16 protein-coding genes and 1 pseudogene are annotated in these 19113 nt (G+C 65.0%); 7 read left to right on the forward strand and 10 right to left on the reverse strand.

Going from position 1 to position 19113, the window contains the following annotated elements; genetic code table 11:
• Nucleotides 1–45 precede the first annotated feature (45 nt).
• Entirely contained in the window at nucleotides 46–1263 is a 1218-nt protein-coding gene (locus tag CAL13_RS05915; protein WP_086056531.1) for a threonine ammonia-lyase, read from the forward strand.
• A gap of 36 nt (nucleotides 1264–1299) precedes the next feature.
• Here the strand turns inward: CAL13_RS05915 and CAL13_RS05920 are convergent.
• Nucleotides 1300–1884, reverse strand: a pseudogene (locus CAL13_RS05920) (PIN domain-containing protein); the annotation flags it as partial.
• A gap of 161 nt (nucleotides 1885–2045) precedes the next feature.
• Here CAL13_RS05920 and CAL13_RS05925 point away from each other — a divergent pair.
• A complete protein-coding gene (locus CAL13_RS05925) occupies nucleotides 2046–2687 on the forward strand; it encodes a hypothetical protein (protein ID WP_086071808.1) in 642 nt (213 codons plus the stop codon).
• 206 nt (nucleotides 2688–2893) lie between these two features.
• On the forward strand, nucleotides 2894–4519 hold the full coding sequence (locus tag CAL13_RS05930) for a glucan biosynthesis protein (RefSeq protein ID WP_086071809.1): 1626 nt from the start codon (nucleotides 2894–2896) through the stop codon (nucleotides 4517–4519).
• 296 nt (nucleotides 4520–4815) lie between these two features.
• Here the strand turns inward: CAL13_RS05930 and CAL13_RS05935 are convergent, their stop codons facing one another.
• Entirely contained in the window at nucleotides 4816–5145 is a 330-nt protein-coding gene (locus CAL13_RS05935; RefSeq protein ID WP_086071810.1) for a hypothetical protein, read from the reverse strand.
• A gap of 261 nt (nucleotides 5146–5406) precedes the next feature.
• Between CAL13_RS05935 and CAL13_RS05940 the strand changes: the two genes are divergently transcribed.
• On the forward strand, nucleotides 5407–6057 hold the full coding sequence (locus tag CAL13_RS05940; protein ID WP_198297919.1) for a LysE family translocator: 651 nt from the start codon (nucleotides 5407–5409) through the stop codon (nucleotides 6055–6057).
• A 45-nt stretch (nucleotides 6058–6102) separates the two neighbouring features.
• Here the strand turns inward: CAL13_RS05940 and CAL13_RS05945 are convergent, their stop codons facing one another.
• Complete coding sequence (locus tag CAL13_RS05945) at nucleotides 6103–6789, reverse strand: GntR family transcriptional regulator (protein ID WP_086071811.1); 687 nt, start codon at nucleotides 6787–6789, stop codon at nucleotides 6103–6105.
• A gap of 125 nt (nucleotides 6790–6914) precedes the next feature.
• On the opposite strand from CAL13_RS05945, the gene CAL13_RS05950 reads away from it, so the two are divergent.
• The 3 genes from CAL13_RS05950 to CAL13_RS05960 are packed head-to-tail and all read left to right on the forward strand — an operon-like array spanning nucleotide 6915 to nucleotide 10004.
• Entirely contained in the window at nucleotides 6915–7901 is a 987-nt protein-coding gene (locus tag CAL13_RS05950) for a Bug family tripartite tricarboxylate transporter substrate binding protein (RefSeq protein ID WP_086056536.1), read from the forward strand.
• A gap of 25 nt (nucleotides 7902–7926) precedes the next feature.
• Complete coding sequence (locus tag CAL13_RS05955) at nucleotides 7927–8727, forward strand: enoyl-CoA hydratase-related protein (protein WP_086071812.1); 801 nt, start codon at nucleotides 7927–7929, stop codon at nucleotides 8725–8727.
• Nucleotides 8728–8768: 41 nt separating this feature from the next.
• On the forward strand, nucleotides 8769–10004 hold the full coding sequence (locus CAL13_RS05960) for a CaiB/BaiF CoA transferase family protein (protein WP_086071813.1): 1236 nt from the start codon (nucleotides 8769–8771) through the stop codon (nucleotides 10002–10004).
• A 65-nt stretch (nucleotides 10005–10069) separates the two neighbouring features.
• Here CAL13_RS05960 and CAL13_RS05965 read toward each other — a convergent pair whose 3' ends face one another.
• The 7 genes from CAL13_RS05965 to CAL13_RS21155 form a co-directional block, all read right to left on the reverse strand.
• Nucleotides 10070–10762, reverse strand: coding sequence for a GntR family transcriptional regulator (locus CAL13_RS05965; RefSeq protein WP_086071814.1), 693 nt, complete (start codon nucleotides 10760–10762; stop codon nucleotides 10070–10072).
• 35 nt (nucleotides 10763–10797) lie between these two features.
• Nucleotides 10798–13893, reverse strand: a complete 3096-nt coding sequence (locus CAL13_RS05970; protein ID WP_086071815.1) for an FAD-binding and (Fe-S)-binding domain-containing protein — start codon at nucleotides 13891–13893, stop codon at nucleotides 10798–10800.
• A complete protein-coding gene (locus CAL13_RS05975) occupies nucleotides 13890–15410 on the reverse strand; it encodes a tripartite tricarboxylate transporter permease (RefSeq protein ID WP_086071816.1) in 1521 nt (506 codons plus the stop codon). Before CAL13_RS05975 ends, CAL13_RS05970 begins: the two co-directional genes overlap by 4 nt.
• 93 nt (nucleotides 15411–15503) lie before the next feature.
• Nucleotides 15504–16010, reverse strand: coding sequence for a tripartite tricarboxylate transporter TctB family protein (locus CAL13_RS05980; RefSeq protein ID WP_232467778.1), 507 nt, complete (start codon nucleotides 16008–16010; stop codon nucleotides 15504–15506).
• Nucleotides 16011–16048: 38 nt separating this feature from the next.
• Nucleotides 16049–17026: a Bug family tripartite tricarboxylate transporter substrate binding protein gene (locus tag CAL13_RS05985; RefSeq protein WP_086056542.1), complete on the reverse strand. Its 978-nt coding sequence runs from the start codon at nucleotides 17024–17026 to the stop codon at nucleotides 16049–16051.
• Nucleotides 17027–17096: 70 nt separating this feature from the next.
• Complete coding sequence (locus CAL13_RS05990) at nucleotides 17097–18314, reverse strand: pyridoxal-phosphate-dependent aminotransferase family protein (protein WP_086056543.1); 1218 nt, start codon at nucleotides 18312–18314, stop codon at nucleotides 17097–17099.
• 234 nt (nucleotides 18315–18548) lie between these two features.
• Complete coding sequence (locus CAL13_RS21155; protein WP_198297920.1) at nucleotides 18549–19088, reverse strand: hypothetical protein; 540 nt, start codon at nucleotides 19086–19088, stop codon at nucleotides 18549–18551.
• Nucleotides 19089–19113: the final 25 nt, after the last annotated feature.

Consider the following 19113-nt stretch of genomic DNA (forward strand, 5'->3'; position numbering starts at 1 on the left):
GACCAGGCTGCCCACGCATCGGCTGCGCGCCTCCAGGAGGCAAACGTGATCGACCTTTCCGCCATCGAGTCCGCCCGCCTGCGCTTGCAGGGCCAGGTTCTGAACACGCCGTTTTCCCATTCGCGCACGCTGTCCGACATGCTGGGCGCCGAAATCTGGCTGAAGTTCGAGAACCTGCAGTTCACGGCCTCGTTCAAAGAGCGCGGCGCGCTGAACCGCATGCTGAACCTGGATGCGAGCGAGCGCGCGCGGGGCGTCATCGCGGTGTCCGCCGGCAACCACGCGCAAGGCGTGGCCTATCACGCCCAGCGCATGGGAATCCCGGCCGTGATCGTCATGCCGCGCTTTACGCCAACCGTCAAAGTGGCGAACACCCGGCGATTTGGCGCCGAGGTCGTCCTCGCCGGGGATTCCTTCGACGATGCCAAGGCGCATGGCTACGAGCTGGCGCAGGCGCGCGGCCTGGTCATGATTCACCCCTACGACGACCCGGACGTGATCGCCGGGCAGGGAACCATCGGCCTGGAAATGCTGCAGGCGCGGCCGGACCTGGATGCGCTTGTCGTCGCCATCGGCGGCGGCGGACTGATCGCCGGGATCGCCGTGGCCGCCAGGGCCGTCAAGCCGGATATCGAGATCATCGGCGTCCAGACCGAACATTTCCCTTCGATGTTCGAAGCCACGCAAGGGGTCACGTTGCCTCACGGGCCCTATACGATTGCGGAAGGCATCGCGGTGCGTTCGCCGGGCGAGCTTACGCGCGAGATCGTCGCGCGCCACGTCGACCGCATCGAACTCGTGAGCGACAGCGACATCGAGCATGCCATCGTGGTGCTGCTGGAGATCGAAAAGACCGTGGTCGAAGGGGCCGGCGCGGCCGGCTTGGCGGCGCTGCTGCGCGACCAGGCGCAAGGCAGTTCGCGCTTCCAGGGCAAGCGCGTGGGACTCGTGCTGACCGGCGGCAATATCGACCCCCTGATGCTCGGGGAACTCATCGAGCGCGGCATGGTCAGGGCAGGGCGCCTGGCGCGTATCCGCGTGGACCTGCGCGACCTGCCCGGCGCGCTGGCGCGCGCAACCACCGTGATCGCCGACGCCCACGCCAACATCACGGAAGTCCATCATCAACGTGCGTTCACGGCCCTGCCTGTGCGCAACGTGGAAGTGGATTTCGTTCTACAGACGCGGGGGCCGGAACATATCGCCGACATCATCGCGCGGCTGAACGCGGCGGGATTCGTCGCCAGCAATCACGATCATTGAGGTGTCTGCGGGCGCCGGATCGCCGGCAAGCGCGACCAGCGCCCGCAGACGATACAAGCGCTCTCTGTGCAGGGTGGTGACCAGCGGCTCCGGTTCCCGGCCCACCGCCGCCACGTCGGCCGCCGTGCCGGCCAGCGCTCGCGCCACATGCATGCGCTGCTCGTCCCACCAGCGCGACAGCAAGCGATCGGGGTTGTACACGTCGAGCCCCAGCCGACGTATTTCCGACCGGTTGAAGTCTTTCAAATTCCAGGTCATCAGCAGTACCGAAGGGGGGCGGGGAAGACCGCAGCGCGCGCGCTTCGCCAGTCCCGCGGCGATGACGTGGTGGTCCTTGGGATCGCTGTAACGCAGCCCCGCCTCGTACGGCCTGACGTCTCCCGGGTCGGCATCGGGAAACCGCTGCCGCATGGCTTGCCATAGGCGTTCCACATCGTCCCGGGGCACCTGCCAGAGCCGCGCGGCATTGCGTATCCATTCCTCGCCGATGCGTGCGCTCCACACAGGGCTGAACACGCCAGCCTCGGCAAGCCGCAGCAATAGCGGGCGAAGGATGGAGGACATCAGCACGCAGGCATCCAGCACCACAAAAGGCGGCGGTGTGAGGCGGGCGTCAGGCAAGGAGTCGGGCGGCACGGCAGGGCGAGATCGGGTTGGGCCATTATCGTAGCCCACGCCCTGGGAAAGCGTCCGAGGAACTGCTGGATGACGGGCGGAACGTACCCGTCGCGCTTCGCGCAGTCCATCCTCGCAGCTCTTACTACTATTCACGGAGACAATCCATGAGCATGAACGCTTTTCCCATCGGCCAGGCAGCCGCCTTCGACGTCCTGCAAGTCCTTTCCGGCGAGCCGAAGCCGGTGGAAAAACGTTCTGCCGCTGTCCAGGGAGTCGAGTCCTACGAGGCCGCGGCGCACGCGCCTGCAATCGCGGAGGATTGCCGCAAGCGCGCGCCCGCGCAAGGCGGCACCGCGGCGAGCGATGTGAACGGCACGGACCAGTTTCAGCGAAGCCGGCCGCCCGTCATGCTGACCATTCGGAAGGTCGGCGAGGACCCGGAAGCGTTCGGCAAAGGCGTGCGGGACAAGCTGGACATGGTCGTCGCCGCCTGCAAGCTGCTCGACGTGGACCGTATCGACGTGATCGCCTATTCCTTGCTCCTGCGCAAGCAGGCCTCGCCTCGCGCCTGGGCGGTGAAGGAATACCTCGGCAGCCGCGGCGTCGATCAGAATCGGATTTTCACCAAGGCGCAGGGCCCTGGCCTGTTCAGCGAGAACTATCGCCTGGGACTGGACAACACCGTGGTCGTGTTCATTCATACCAAGCCCGTCAAGCCCGCTCAGGAGAACGCGGCCTCTATTGGCGACTTGCCGGCGGCTGCGCCGCTTGTCCGTCGAGACGCCGCTACGCATCTGATCGCGTGACGCCATGCGAAGCCAAGGCGGCCGGGGCCTTGGCGCCGGGGGATTTTCTTTCGCCGTTTTTCGGTTGGTGACGCTGTGCCACGGCGGCGGCCGCATGGCCCCGCCGAGGCCATGAGCCGGCGCCAACCTATGGTTCAATGTGCCTTCCATGGCGTGGCGCCGGTCCGGCCGCGCCCTTTGTCTGGCACGTCCTTTCCATAGGTACCATGCATCGTAGAACCCTGCTGAAAGCCTCCATGGCCCTGGCCGCTTACACCGGTTTGCCGGCCTCTTTCCTGTACGCGGCGCGCGCGTTGGCCGATACCGCCGATGGCGAGGCGCAATCGTTCAGCTTCCAGGCCCTGCAAGCCAAAGCGCGCGAACTCGCCAAATCGCCCTATGTGGACACCCGCGAGACGCTGCCGCCCACGCTGGCCAATATGACCCCGCAGCAGTTCAATGCCATCCGGTACGATCCGGCGCATTCGTTGTGGCAGCGCAAGGGCAAGCTCGACGTGCAGTTCTTCCATGTGGGCATGGGGTTCCGGCAGCCGGTCCGCATGCACAGCATCGATCCCAAGAGCGGCGTCGCCCGCGAAGTGCACTTCCGGCCCGAGCTGTTCGACTACGACAGCAGCGGCGTGGACGTCAGCCAGTTGAAGGGCGACCTGGGTTTCGCAGGCCTGAAGGTTTTCAAGGCGCCCAATATCGATAAGTACGACATCGTGTCCTTTCTGGGCGCAAGCTATTTCCGCGCCGTGGACAACACGGGGCAATACGGCTTGTCCGCGCGTGGCCTGGCGATCGATACCTATGCGGGCGGGGTGGAAGAATTCCCGGACTTCATCGAATTCTGGATCGAGACGCCGCCCGCGGACAGCACGCGTTTCGTCCTGTACGCGTTGTTGAATTCCCCCAGCGCAACGGGCGCCTACCGGTTCGACATCGATTGTCTGCCGGACCGCGTCATCATGGGCATCGACGCCCATGTCAACGCGCGAAAGGACATCAAGCAATTGGGCATTGCGCCGATGACAAGCATGTTCAGTTGCGGCACCAACGAACGGCGCATGTGCGACACCATCCATCCCCAGATCCACGATTCGGATAGGCTTTCGATGTGGCGGGGCAATGGCGAGTGGATATGCCGGCCGCTGAACAACCCTGAGCGCATCCAGTTCAACGTTTTTGTCGACAACAACCCCCGCGGATTCGGACTGCTGCAGACGGATCATGACTTCGCGTCGTACCAGGACACGGTGGACTGGTACAGCCGTCGGCCCAGTCTGTGGGTGGAACCGACGACCCCATGGGGCGAGGGCGCCATCAATCTGATGGAGCTGCCCACGACCGGGGAAACACTGGACAACATCGTTGCCTTCTGGAATCCCAAGGAGCCGGTAAGGGCCGGTCAGTCGCTGCATTACGGCTACAAGCTGCATTGGGCGGCGCAGGCGCCTGTCGGGCCCACCTTGGCGCGCGTGCTGGCGACACGCACGGGAATGGGCGGCTTCGTGGAAGGCTGGGCCCCCGGCGAACACTATCCGACCGTATGGGCGCGGCGTTTCGCCATCGATTTCACAGGCGGTCCGTTGCACGGCATGGACAAGAACGAGCGGATCGAGTCGGTGGTGACGGTATCGCACGGCCAGGCGAAGGATTTCCAGATCTTCGCCTTGCATCCGGAGGTCGAAGGCTTTCGCGCCATGTTCGACTGGTACCCCACCAGCGACAGCACCGAACCGGTGGAGATGCGCGCCTTTATCCGGCGCGGCAGCGATAAACAGGTTCTGAGCGAAACCTGGCTGTATCAGTACTTTCCGCCGCCCCCCGAAAAGCGTCGCTATCCCTGATAAAAAAAAGCCACGGCCGTGCGGCCGTGGCAAATCGGTTTGCGCTCAGCCCCGCGATGTCACTGCAAGATCATCCAGGGCCGAGGCGGCACGCTATCAGCGCCCAACGATGGCGTGCCTGATATCCAAGTCTATGTGTAACTCGAAAAGGACGGCCGGTTTGTCTATGCGTCAATGCATAGCCGCGCGGATTCTGGGTCTGGGGACTGCGAGGCCGTCGCGCGTTTTTAAGCTGCTGAAATGTAACGTTACATCATTGCGGCGGTAGTTGCGCACTTTTCGTAGCGCACTTTTCATTACGCCTTGCGCTTCGTTCTTCGCTTGGTCGGCGCGGTCAGCTCGTCCTTGATCTCGCTTTGCTCCAGCACACACGGTTCCGCGGCGAGATCCGCCAGGAACTGGGCCCATACCTCGTCCAGGCAGTTGTTCGGTTTCGGAAAGCGATCACGCAACTGGTCCGCCCGCAACAGCATGGCGCGCAAACGCTTGACTTCGTAGAGCAGGGCCACGATGTCTTTCCAGACGATGACGTCCTGGTAGGCGCATGGAGCGCGGTTGGGCGTGATTTCGTACCGGGCGCGAATCCGGGTCAGTTCGGTCAGGGTGAGGGGGGGCCGGAATGGCATGGCAGAGCAGCATATCTGTATGGATATACAGTATAAGCCCGGGCGTTCCACGAAAACGGCTTCGAATCGCAACCGGAGCGCGTTGCCTTCCGGGATTCGCCGCGTGCATTGGGCGTCGACAAAATGGCCGCGGGCAAGCCGTTCGACGCGCGGACCGTCGACAAGCGGCGCCCGCACCGAACGCGGCGGAAAGGGGCGGGGCAGCTTTGCGGCGGCTGCTGCCAGCCGTCGGGCATAATCCGTTCTTTTTGCGCCCCCGCCATGCCCACCCTGCATTTGCTGTTGCTCTTTCTGGCTGCCGACCTTGCGCTCAAGCTGACGCCAGGGCCGGACATGGCGCTGACCCTGACGCGCGGCATGACGCAGGGCTTTCGCGCGGCGTGGTCCAGCGTGCTCGGCACATGGGCCGCGGGCTTCGTGCAGGTGCCGCTCGTCGTACTGGGCCTGGCCGCCATCTTTCAGCAGTCGCAGATGCTCTTTGCGGGGGTCAAGGTGCTTGGCGCGCTCTACCTCGTCTATCTCGGCGTGCGGGCATTGCGCCGCTGCGCGACGTCCGCGCAAGGGCGCCTGTCGGCGAAAGCGGGCGCCGGCCAGGACGCCTTCTGGCAAGGCTTCATGACCAACCTGCTCAATCCCAAGGTCTTCATCTTCATGGTCGCCTTCCTGCCCCAGTTCACCGACCCGGCGCAAGGTCCGGTGTGGCTCCAGATGCTCACGCTGGCGGTCATCTCGAAGATGCTGGGCCTGGTCTCCGGCGGCGTGTACGCCTACGGCGCATCGCGCATTCGCGGGTGGCTCACGCACAACGCATGGTTCATGCGTGTGCAGGACGGCCTGCTCGGCACGGCGATGCTGGCCATTGCCGGGTGGCTGCTGCTCAATCGGGATCCGCTGGTCCAGCCGGTGCGTTGAGGGCAGGCCAGAGCCGCGCAATCCGATCCGGCCGCCCGTCTCCCTTCACCGAAGGTTGTAGGCCTTCTTGCTGTACAGGTGCTGGCGCATACGTTGCTCCGCGCCGTCGCCATCGCGCGCCAGGAGCGCCCGCACGATGGCTTCGTGGTCGGCCACTCCGGCCGCCCATTCGTCCGGATCCAGGTTGGACTTATAGCGCAGCGCCTTGACCTGCAGATTCAGGCGGTCGTAGCTGGACACCAATGCCGGATTATGGGCGGCGCGGCTGATGGCGATATGGGTCCCCATGCTCGCCTCGAAATACGCGCCGATATCGCGCGCCTCATAGGCTTTCAGCATGCGGTCGTGCAGATCGGCGATATGCGCCATCTCGGCGTCGGTGGCGCGCTGCGCGGCTTGCCGCACCGCCAGGCCTTCGAGCACGCTCAGCACGTCGAAAACGTTTTCTATGTCCTCGCGCGATAGTTCCACGACCATGGCCCCTCGCTTTGGCTGAATCGTCAGCAAGCCGTCCGACGCCAGGATGCGATAGGCCTCGCGTAGCGGGGTGCGCGACACCTTGAGCAGGTCGCACAGATCGCGCTCGTTGAGCCAGGTGCCGGGGCGAAGCGTTCCATTGACGATCAGCTGCCGCAGACGGTCCGCGACCACGGCCGGCAGAGTGGGGTGATGGATGGCCAATCCATCGGGGGGAGCGGCCGCAACCGCAAGGGCGGAGTCAGGGTTTGCCATAGGTGTACAGCGTCAGGTTTGACGATAGTCTGGTGTCTGGTATACCAAATTCCAAGAAAATACCAGGTCAGCCCGAATCATAGACCAAGCCGTTACGGGCGGCGCGCACACCAAAGGAGACCATCATGTGGAGAGAAGCGCTCGCTGCCTTGGGCAGCACCTTGTTGCTCGCCCAAACATCGCCTGCGGCCGCTGAATATCCGGACAAGCCGATACACCTGTACGTGGGGTTCGTGCCGGGCGGCGGCACCGACGTATCCGCGCGCATTGTGGCGCAGCGCCTGTCGGGCATCCTGAAGCAGCAGATCGTGATCGAAAACAAGCCGGGCGCGTCCGGCCTGATTGCCGCCGACATGGTGGCGAAGGCGCCGCCCGACGGATACACGCTGCTGCTCGCGAACATGCAATCGACCGTGGCGGCGCCTTACGTACTGCCGACCTCGTTCGATCCGATCAAGGACTTCACGCCCGTCCGCTATATCGGTTCCGTGCCCAACGTACTGGTGATCAACCCTGCCCGCCACGACTTCAAGACGGTGCAGGATCTGGTGAAGGCGGCCCGCGCCAAGCCAGGCGCCCTGACCTACGCGTCCTCCGGGCTGGGCAGTCCGCAGCACCTGACGGCGGCGAGGTTTTCACAGATCGAGAAAGTGGAGATGGTCCATGTCCCTTACAAGGGCAGCGGCCAGGCGGTGGCCGACCTGCTGGGCGGCCAGGTTGATCTGAACTTCGACACGCTGCCCGGCGTCATCGGACAGATTCAGGCCGGCAAGCTGCGCCCGCTGGCCGTGACCAGCGCGCAGCGCACCCCGCGGCTGCCCGACGTGCCCACGCTGTCCGAAGCCGGCGTCAAAGGCGTGGACGTAGTGCAGTGGTATGCGGTGCTCGCGCCCGGCAAGCTGCCCAAGCCGGTCCTCGAGCGCCTGGACCAGGCGCTGGCGGAAACGCTGAAGGATCCTGCCGTGCAGGCCAAGCTGGCCGACCAGGGCATGGATGTGGGCGGAGGCCCCGACACGCCGGCCGCTTTCGCGGCATATGTGGAGCAGGAATGGGACAAGTACGGCCGCCTGACCGGCAGCCTGGGCTTGTCGAAGAACTCCTCCAAGCAATGAACTGGCCAGATAAAGGAAGCGCAACATGACCGAATCCGCGGCATCCGCCGAATCTCCCATCCTGGTCCGGCGCGACGAGGCCATCGCGACCGTCACGCTGAACCGCCCCGCCAAGCTCAACGCATTGACCGTCGATGCGTGGCGCTTGCTCGGCGATACCTTCCTGGCGCTTTCGGACGACGACGAGGTCCGCTGCGTCATACTGCGCGGGGCAGGCGAAAAGGCATTCTCCCCGGGCAACGACATTTCGGAGTTCGAGACTTCGCGGTCCAGCAAGCAACAGGCTCGCGAGTATGGCGCCATCATGCGGCGCACGATCGAAGCCATCGGCGGATGCCGCCACCCTGTGGTTGCGCAGATCCATGGCATCTGCGTGGGCGGCGGCATGGAAATCGCCAGCCTCGCCAATGTGCGCATCTGCGGCGCCAGTTCGCGCTTCGGCGTGCCCATCAAGAACCTGGGGCTGGTGATGTCGTATTCGGAACTCGGGCCGCTGGTGCGACTCGTCGGCCCCGACGCCGCGCTCGCCATGCTGCTAGAAGGCACGATTTTCGATGCCCAGGAGGCGCTGCGCCTGGGCGTTGTCACGCGCGTGGTCCCCGATGACAAGGTAGCGGCCGAAGCATGGGCTGCCGCCGAGCGCATCGCAGCGGGGGCGCCGCTGGTGGCGCGCTGGCATAAACGCTTCGTGCGCAGGATCCTGCAGGGAGGAGAACTCACGGACGCCGAGCGCGATGAGGCGTTCGATTGCTTCGACACCGAAGATTTCCAGACGGGCTATCGCGCCTTCCTGGCCAAGCAAACCCCACGGTTCCAAGGCCGCTGAGACGCTGGCGACATACTCACGGGCAGCAAGGAAGAAGCAACATGGAAGAACTCAATTCATCGTCATCAGTCAAGGACGCGCTGGCGGGCATGCGCGTCATCGAGCTTGCGCAAATCATGGCCGGGCCGACCTGCGGCATGATGCTGGCCGACCTGGGCGCCGACGTCATCAAGGTGGAAAAGCTGGAAGGGGGCGACGACGCGCGTCAATACCGCGATCCGCAGGTCAACGGCGTGTCCATGCCTTTTCTGATGCTCAACCGCAACAAGCGGGCCATCGCGTTGGACCTCAAGCGTCCGGAAGGCAAGGCGGTACTGATGCGACTGCTGCGCGATGCGGACGTCATTACCGAAAACTTCCGCAAAGGCACGATGGAAAAGCTCGGTTTGGGCTACGAAGACCTGCGCAAGGAGAATCCGGGGTTGATCTACTGCAGCGTGTCCGGCTATGGCAGCACCGGGCCGTATGCGGACAAGGGCGGCTTCGATCTGATCGCGCAGGGCTTTTCCGGCTTGATGAGCATTACCGGCGAACCGGGAGGGCCGCCTTTGCGCACTGGCAACTCGGTGGCCGATATCAACGCGGGTCTGCTGGCTGCATTCGGCATTCTTGCCGCTTATCAGCACAAGCAGCGCACAGGGCAGGGGCAGCGCGTCGAAACCTCCTTGCTGGAGGCAAGCCTGCAGCAGTTGTACTGGCACGCCGCCATCTATTTCGGATCCGGCGTATCGCCGGGGCCGACCGGTTCGGCGCATGTGCTCACGGCGCCGTACCAGGCCTATCCCACCGCCACATCGTGGATCATCATCGGCGGCGCCAACGAGAAGAACTGGACACGTATCGCGCAGACGCTGGGGCAGCCGCAATGGATAGAGGACCCGCGGTTCGCGCGCAATAGCGACCGCATGGCCAACCGCGAGGAATTGACGCGGCTGATATCGGAAATCCTATTGCGGCGCCCGGCGCAGGACTGGCTGGACGATCTGGATCGCGCCGGCGTGCCGGCCGGGCCGGTGCATTCCGTGGGCGAGGCGCTGTCGCATCCGCAAACCCTGGCGCGCGAAATGGTGGTGGAACAGCAGCACCCGCAGGCGGGCCCGATCCGCACGCTGGGCATGCCGGTGAAGTTTTCCGCCACGCCGGCGCGCTATCACCGCGCGGCGCCGCGGCTGGGCGAAGACACCCGGGCCATCCTGGCGGAATACGGCTACGACGACCGCAGCATCCAGGCGCTCGTGGACGGCGGCGTGGTCAGGGACGCGGCGCAAGTGCAATAAGGCGACGGCAAGCAGCGGGCTTGGCGCCCGTCACGCCGGCATGGCGGCGGGGCGCGGCGTCATGCTCAACCCGGCAAGCCCAGCTCCAGGATGGCGTCGCTCTTGTCCAGCATGTGCTTGCGCAGGATGCGGCCCAGGCGGGCGCCATCGCGTTGCCGCAGGGCGTCCAGCATCTGCTCGTGGTCCGCAATCGCGCTGGCCCACTTGGGCGCCTTCAGGTTGGAGCGCAGGCGAAGCGCCTGCACGCGGCGGTTGACGGAAAGATAGGTTTGCCGCAGCAGGTCGTTGCGGGCCGCCAGATTGATACGGTCATGAATCTGCTGGTTGCGGCTGTAGTAGCCCGGAAGGTCGCCTCGGGCGCGGCACTCCAGCATGGCGTCGTGCAAGGCCTGGATCTGCGCCACTTCCTCGTCGGTGATGCGTTCGCAGGCGAGTTCCCCCGAAAAGGCCTCCAGGCCGCTCAGCACCTCGAACGCTTCACGGATTTCCGCTTCGGTCATGCGGGCCACGGTGGCGCCGCGATTCGGCGATATCTCGATCAGTCCCTCGGCGGCCAGCACTTTCAGCGCCTCGCGCAGCGGCGTGCGCGAGATCCCCAGCGTTTCGCACAACTGGCGCTCGTTCAGCTTCATGCCCGGGGCGAGTTTGCCTTCGATGATGAAGTTGCGCAGATGGTCGGTGACCGAATCGTGAAGGATCGCTCTTTCCACCGGCGCCAGGAGCGGCGTGGCGCGAGGAATTTCCTGGTCTGTGTACATAGCGGATATTGACGGAACTGCCGACGCGCCAGCGGTCAGGCTGGCGCGGACTGCCGTTCCCGCGGGGACGCCGCCGAGTCGAGCGCTGCTGCCAGCACTTGGGCAACGTGCAGGGATTCTACCCCGGCCCCGTCCAGTATCTGGTGTCTGCAACTGGTGCCGTCGGCCACGATCCAGCTGTCTGGGGGAGCCGCGCGGACCGCGGGAAGCAGCGCGGCCTCGGCCATGGCCACGGAGGCGGCGAAGTGCTCGGCCTCGTAGCCGAAACTGCCCGCCATGCCGCAGCAGGACGATTCGATGACGGACACTTGCAGCCCCGGGATCCACCCGAGCACGGCGCGGATGGGTTGCACCGCATCGAAAGCCTTCTGGTGACAGTGGCCATGAATCAGGGCGTGTCGCCGCGCAGGCGTGCGCAACGGCAGCGACAGCCGCCCGGCCTTGTGCTCGCGCACCAGAAACTCCTCGAACAGGAAGGCCGATGCCGCGAGTTTGCGGGCCGCATCGCCGTGGCCGTAATGCAGGAACTCGTCGCGCAGCGTCAGCAGGCAGGAGGGCTCCAGGCCCACGATCGGCACGCCGCGCGCGACGTAGGGCGACAGTGCATCGAGCACGCGGCGCGCCTCCGCCTTCGCTTCGTTCACCAGCCCGGCGGCAAGAAACGTCCGCCCGCAGCACAGCGGCCGCTCGCCGGGGCGAACGTTCAGATGCACTGTATAGCCCGCCGTCTCCAGCACCTGGCGCGCCGCATGGGCGTTGCCGGCTTCCATGTAGTTGTTGAAGGTGTCGACGAACAGGAGCACTTCCTTCGCCGCGCCGGCCCCGGCGGACATCGCGTTCTTCGTTGGCATGCCCGCAGCCGCGGCCGGGGCAGGGCCAGCCTGGCGCAGGAACGACGCGCCGAAGCGCGGCAGCGACCGTTGCGGCGCCAGGCCGAGTCGGCGCTTGATCATCCGCGCCAGCAAGGGGCTGCGGTCGATCAGCCGGACCAGGGCGCCCAGCCGGCTGGCCACAGGCGCATAGCGCGGCAGGAAGGCCACCGCCCGGTCGCGCAGGACGAGCCCGTGCGCATCCACCCACGCGCGGCGCGCCTCGATTTTCAGCTTGGCCATATCGACGCCCGTCGGGCATTCGCGGCGGCAGCCTTTGCACGATACGCAAAGGTCCAGCGCATCTTTCACCGCCCTGCTCGCCAGGCCATCCAGCCCGATCTGTCCGCTCAGGGCCAGACGCAGCGTGTTGGCGCGTCCGCGCGTCACGTGCTGTTCGTCCTTGGTGACGCGGTAACTGGGACACATGGCGCCGCTGTCGAACTTGCGGCAATGGCCGTTGCTATTGCACATCTCCACGGCCATGGCCAGTCCGCCCGCGGGATCGCCGCCGGTGCCCGGGCGTGATTCGCGGCCGGTCATGGGGTCGCGCGAGACGTTCCAGACCGACCAGTCCAGCGCCGGCGCATAGGGCTTTACCCGATAGGAGGGCGGATATCGGAAATTGGCGGCGTCGTCCATGCGCGGCGGGTTGACGATCTTGTCGGGATTGAAGCGATTGCCGGGATCGAACAAGGCCTTGATCTCGCGAAACGCCTGGTTGATCCGGGGGCCGTATTGCCAGCTTACCCATTCGCCTCGGCACAGCCCGTCGCCATGCTCGCCGGAATAGGCGCCCTTGTAGCGGCGCACCAGTTCGGCCGCCTCCTCGGCGATGGCCCGCATCCGGGCGGCGCCATCGCGCCGCATATCGAGGATCGGCCGCACGTGCAGCGTCCCCACGCTCGCATGCGCGTACCAGGTGCCTTCGGTGCCGTGGCGATGGAACACCTCGGTCAGCTGGCGCGTGTATTCCGCCAGGTGCTCCAGCGGCACCGCGCAGTCTTCGATGAAGGATACCGGCTTGCCGTCGCCCCTCATGCTCATCATGATGTTGAGACCCGCCTTGCGCACTTCCCACAACGCCTTCTGCGCATTGGCGTCGGTCATTTCAACCACCGCCCCTGGCAGACCGAGGTCCCCGGCCAACTCCGTCAGCCCGCGCAGGCGCGCCAGCAGCATGTCCCTGTCGTCGCCGGCGAACTCCACGAGCAGGATGGCCTGCGGCTGCCCCACCAGGGCGCGTTCGATGACGGGGCGGAAGGACGGATTGTCCATCGCCAGGTCTATCATGGTGCGGTCCACCAGCTCCACGGCTACCGGTCCCAGTTTGACGATGTGCTGAGCCGCGTCCATGGACTGGTAGAAAGTCGGGAAGTTCACTACGCCTAATACCTTGTGGGCGGGCAGCGGCGCGAGCTTCAGCGTAAGCCGTCTGGTGAAAGCCAGCGTGCCTTCCGAACCGACGAGAAGATGAGCCAGATTCGCCTCGCCGTCGTCGGAATAGGCGCGCGGGTTCTGGCAATCGAAGATATCGATGTTGTAGCCCGCCACCCGTCTCAGCACCTTGGGCGTGCGCGCCGCGATCTCCTCGCGTTCGCGCAGGGCAATGGCGCGCACGCCTTCCAGGATTTCGCGCAGGCGCGGGTCGGGCGCCAGCTGCGATACGGGGCCGAAGGCGCCTTCCGTGCCGTCGGCAAGGGTGGCATCGATGGAAAGCACGTTGTGCACCATATTGCCGTATTCGATCGAGCGCGAGCCGCAGGAATTGTTGCCCGCCATGCCGCCGAGCGTGCACTGCGCCGAGGTCGACACGTCCACCGGAAACCACAGGCCATGCGGCTTGAGCCAGGCGTTCAGGTGATCCAGAACGATGCCGGGTTCCACCGTCACCGTCCGCGCCTGCGGGTCGAAGTCGGTCACCCGGTTCAGCCACTTGCTGGTATCGATGACCAAAGCCTCCGCCACCGTCTGTCCGCACTGGCTGGTACCCGCCCCGCGCGCAAGCACCGGTACTTGCGCGTCCCGGGCGACGTCCAGGGCGACCGCCAGATCGGCCTGGTCGCGCGGCACCACGATGCCGATCGGGGTGATCTGATAGATGGAGGCGTCCGTGGCATAGCGTCCCCGGCTCGCGCCATCGAAAAGCACGTCGCCGCGCAGCGCCTTGCGCAGCCTGGTGGCGAGGGCGGGCGCTGCGCCGGCGGCATAAGGGACCAGGCGCACAGGCTGGGGCAGAACCGGGGAGGGGGTCGTAGTCATGGATAGCGAGGCGACAAAGCGTTGCGGTGCTTGCGCAACCGTCCGATCAGGGCCGAAATGAGGGGCCAGAAGAGGGCGACCATGGCCAGCGCGACGATGCTGCCCACCAGGCCGTTGGACCAGAACACGCTCAGACTGCCCGAGGAAATCAGCATGGTCTGGCGAAAGGCGTCCTCCGCGCGGTCGCCCAGCACCAGGGCCAGCACCAGCGGGGCCAATGGGTATTGCAGCTTCTTGAAGAGATAGCCCACCACGCCGAACACCAGCATCAGCCAGATATCGAAGCCCGCGTTATGGACGGTGTATGCGCCGATGGCGCATACCACCAGAATCATCGGCGCCACGATGGAAAAGGGAATGCGCAGGATGGCCGCGAACAGCGGCACCGTGCACAGCACCACGAAGAGACCCGCCAGATTGCCCAGGTACATGCTGGCGATCAATCCCCACACAAACTCTTTTTGCTCGGCGAACAGCAGCGGGCCGGGCTGCAGGCCCCATATCATCAGTCCGCCCAGCAGCACCGCGGCCGTCGCCGAGCCGGGGATGCCCAAAGCCAGCATCGGCAGCAGCGCGCTCGTGCCCGCCGCGTGCGCCGCGGTCTCGGGCGCCAGCACGCCCTCCACGTTGCCCTGGCCGAAGGAGTCCGGCTGCTTGGAAAATTTCTTCGCCACGCCATATCCCATGAAGGATGCTGCGATCGCTCCACCCGGCGTGACGCCCAGCCAGCAGCCGATCGCCGCCGATCGCAACAGCACCAGCCAGTAGCGCGGCAGGCCCGCCCAGGTCTTGAACACCACTTTCAGATCGATGGCGGCTTTCTTGCCCTTGAAGGCGACGCCTTCCTCCATGGTCAGCAGGATTTCGCCGATGCCGAACAGGCCGATGACGGCCACCAGGAAGTCGAAGCCGCGCAGCAGCTCCGAAGAGCCGAAGGTCATGCGCAAGTCGCCTGAAACGGTGTCCATGCCCACGGCTGCCAGGGCGAAACCGATGCCCATGGCGATGAGGATCTTGGGCTTGGACTCGCGTCCCATCCCGATAAAGCTGCAGAACGTGAGCAAGTAGACCGCAAAGAACTCGGCCGGGCCGAAACGCAAGGCGAAGCGCGCCACCGCCGGGGCCAGGAAGGTTATGAGCAGCACCCCGACCAAGGCGCCGAAAAACGACCCGGTGAAGGCGGACGTCAACGCCTGCCCCGCCCGCCCTTGTTGCGCCATCGGATAGCCGTCGAATGTGGTGGCCACCGACCAGGCCTCGCCCGGAATATTGAAAAGAATGGACGTGATGGCGCCGCCGAAGAGCGCGCCCCAGTAGATGCATGACAGCAGGATGATGGCCGAGGTGGGGTGCATCGAGAAGGTCAGGGGCAGCAGGATGGCCACGCCATTGGGCCCTCCCAGCCCGGGCAGCACGCCGACCACGATGCCCAGCAGGATGCCGATCATCATCAGTCCCACGTTGCCCCAGGACAAGACGACGCCGAAGCCGTCCCACAGCGCGGATAGTTCTTGCATGGTGTCCTCCTAAGGCATGCGGCCGTCGTATCGGCGCCGGACGCGTCCGCTCGCAAGCGGGCCGGGCGCGCATCGTCCGGACGCCCGATCGTGCTAATAGCCGAAGAGACTTTCCAGCGGCCCCTTTGGCAAGGGCACCAGGAACTTCATCTCGAAGACCCAGAACAGCACGGCCATGACGGCCGCCGCCAGGGGCAGCCCTTTCCACAAGGGGTATTTGCCTACTGCGCGCATGAAGCCGGCGACGAAAAGGGCGGACGCGACGTAGATGCCAAGAAAGTGAATGAGCGCGACGTAGAGCGCCAGCGGTATCAGGACTACGCACACCTGGCGCAGTTCGCCGACGTGCACGAAGGGCCTGCGGTCGCGCTTGCGCAGCGCCTGTATCGCCACCGCGACCGTGGCCGCCAGGATCAGGATGCCGATGCGCATGGGGAAGTAGCCGGCCTGCGGCCCGTCCTCCGTCCAACCCGCGCCAATGGTGTAGTTGCTCCAGATCACCGTGGCCGCGAGCGCGGCAATCACAACGGCGACCACCAGTTCCATCGTCATGTACGAAACCGCGGGGCGGCTCGAACCTTGCTCTTGCTGTTCCAGCATGATCGTGCTCCTTTCGAGGCGCGCGGAGACCGGTGCGCCTAGAAGCCGGCCGACTTGATGATGTCCTTGTGCATGCGCTCATCCTTCTCCAGATACGCATTGAGCGCCGCGCCGGTCAGCAGCTCCGGTTTCAAGGCGGAGCGCTCCAGGTATTGCTGCCACTCCGGCGTCTCGCTGATCTTTTTGAAGACATCGGCGTAATAGGCAACCTGGTCCGGCGTCGCCTTGCCGGGCAGCAGGAAGATGCGGAGCATTTCGTAATGCACGTCCAGCCCCTTTTCCTTGCAGGTGGGGATGTCGGCCCAGCTCTGGGTCTCGGTCACCTTCTGGGTGTAAGACAGACGTTGCTCCGCGAAGACACATAGCGCCCGGTGTTCGCCCGCGCGCCATTGCGCCACCGACTCCGCGGGATTGTTTACGTTGGCGTCGATATGATTGCCGGACAGCTGGGTGGCCGCTTCGCCGCCGCCCTTGTACGGCACGTAAATGAACTTCGCTCCGGTCGCGTGCTCGACCATCGCGGTGATCATCTGGTCCTCGCGCTTGGAGCTGGTGCCGCCCATCTTCAGCTTGCCGGCCTTTGCCGCGGCGATGAACTGGTCCACCGTCTCGTAAGGCGACTTGGCGTTCACCCACAGGACGAACTCATCGACGGCCACCATCGCCACCGGGGAAAGGTCGCGCCAATTGAAGGGCAGCTTGCTGATCAGGGGCACCGTGTAAAGCGCGGAAGAGGCCACCAGAAGCTTGTGAGGGTCGCCGGCCGATGCCTTGGCGTCCATCAGGCCCTCTGCGCCGGACGCGCCGGCTTTGTTCACCACGACCATCGGTTGCTTCATCAGGTTGTGCTTGGCGACGATGCCCTGAATGGTCCGAGCCATCTGGTCCGATGCGCCGCCGGCGCTGAACGGCACGATGATTTCGACAGGTTTGGTGGGTTCCCAGGCCGAAGCGGCGGCGGGCATCAAGACCGCCGTCGCCAGGGCGATCGCGCAAAGCGCCTTGCTGGATTGCATCGTGATCTCCTCAGTGGTGGTGTGGTCGCGCAATGGGCGCCGCCTTCTGCGAAGCGATCGCCCCGGGGCATCAGGCCGCTTTCGCCCGGCTTTCTTGTGCGCCGTCCTGCAAGACGTCCATGGCCGCCTGCACGCCGCTGCCGCGCAATGCGATGCCGGAGAGTTTCAGACCCATCTCGCATCCCGCCAGGGTCGCCATCAGGGTCAGGTCGTTGCAATCGCCCAGGTGGCCGATGCGGAACATCCGGCCCTTGATCTTGCCCAGGCCGGTGCCCAGGGACATGTCGAAGCGCTCATAGACCAGCCGGCGCACCGCGTCGGCATCCACGCCCGGGGGCATCACAACCCCGGTGAGCACCGGCGAGTAGCGTTCCGGCTCCACGCACTGGATCTCCAGTCCCCATTCCTGGACGGCAGCGCGGCACGCGCGCGCCAGCCGCTGATGGCGCGCGAAAACCGCGTCCAGTCCCTCGGCAAGAATCATCTCCAACGATTCGTGCAGCGCGTAGAGCAAGTTCGTGTTCGGGGTATAAGGCCAGTAGCCCGTCTGGTTGCTTTCCAGGATTTCGGACCAGCGCCAGAAGCTGCGCGGCAGCCCCCCGTGCCGGCTGCATTCGATGGCCTTCGGCGAAAGGGCGTTGAAGCTGATGCCCGGCGGAAGCATCAGCCCCTTCTGGGAGCCGGAGATCGAGACGTCCACGCCCCATTCGTCGTGGCGGTAGTCGGCGCAGGCCAAGCCCGAGATGGTGTCGACCATCAGAAGGGCAGGGTGGCCCGCGGCGTCGATGGCGCGGCGAACCGCGGCGATATCCGATGTGACGCCGGTGGAGGTTTCGTTGTGGACGACGCACACCGCCTTGATCTGGTGGCCGGGGTCCCCGCGCAAGCGCTCTTCTATCATCTGCGGCTGCACGCCGCGCCGCCATCCTTCCGTGCCGGGCAAGCCCAGGAACTCCGGCTTCAGCCCCAATCCTTCGGCCATCTTTTTCCAGAGGGTGGCGAAATGGCCCGTCTCGAACATCAACACCTGATCGCCGGGATTCATGGTGTTCGATAGCGCCGCTTCCCAGGCGCCCGTGCCGGAGGCGGGGTAGATGATGACCGGATGCCGGGTCTTGAAAATTTTTTTGATGCCCTGCAGGACTGCCAGGCCGAGGGCGCCGAATTCCGGGCCGCGATGGTCGATGGTGGGGTAGCTCATGGCCCGCAGCAACCGGTCCGGCACCGGGCTGGGGCCGGGAATCTGCAGGAAATGGCGCCCTGCGGGATGGAAGTCGAGTCGCAGCATAAGCCCCTCGCTCCTGGTGTTTGGAATTTTGAATGCAAAATACCATAGCAGCAGGCGAAGGGGCTGGGAAGAGTGTCAAGCCATTTTTTTGGATAGTGGTTTACCCGCGTGGATGCGCGGGGAGATGAGGGGCGCTGCGCAGATCGCCAAGCGCCGCGGTGTGCACAGCTTCGAGATGACGCTCAGGCGCCGGGCGCTTCCCCGCCACCTCGCATGGCGGGGAAGCGCCCGGCCCTATGGGCCGCGGCGAACGCTCAGCGTCGGCCATTTATCGAGGAAGGGCCAGAACACCATCAGCATGACATCGTCGTTATCGAATCCAAGGCTGTCTGTGGGTTTCTGCGCCCCAATGTTGGCGTAGTTGCCCGCACCGATCTTCTGTGTCTTGCCCTTCAGGTCCATGGCCTTGAATTCCGAATCCTCCAACTGAAAGACTACATTGCCGGATGAGCCGGTTTTGTATGGCACCAGTTGTCCGGAATGCGGCTCGACGGTTATCGACGACGGTCCGGACACGAGCGCCTTCCCGTCTGCGGAAATCTTGAGGTACCGCTTATATGCCGAGTTATTGATCATCGCGACGTAGAACGCGCTGTCAGGCGGCAGGTTCAATGTGTATGTGACGTTCCCAATGCCTCCATCGCCTCCATTGTCTCCGTTGCCTCCATCGCTTCCATTGCCTCCAAATGCGCTTCTCTTGGCCACTGGCAGCGAAAGGGCTGCATCGATACTTTGACTCGACGAGCCTTCAAACAGCTTGTGCACGTCCCACAAGTCGCTTATCTTGCCGCTCTTGGCG

The organism is Bordetella genomosp. 9 (assembly GCF_002119725.1).
Taxonomy (GTDB): Bacteria; Pseudomonadota; Gammaproteobacteria; order Burkholderiales; family Burkholderiaceae_B; genus Bordetella_C.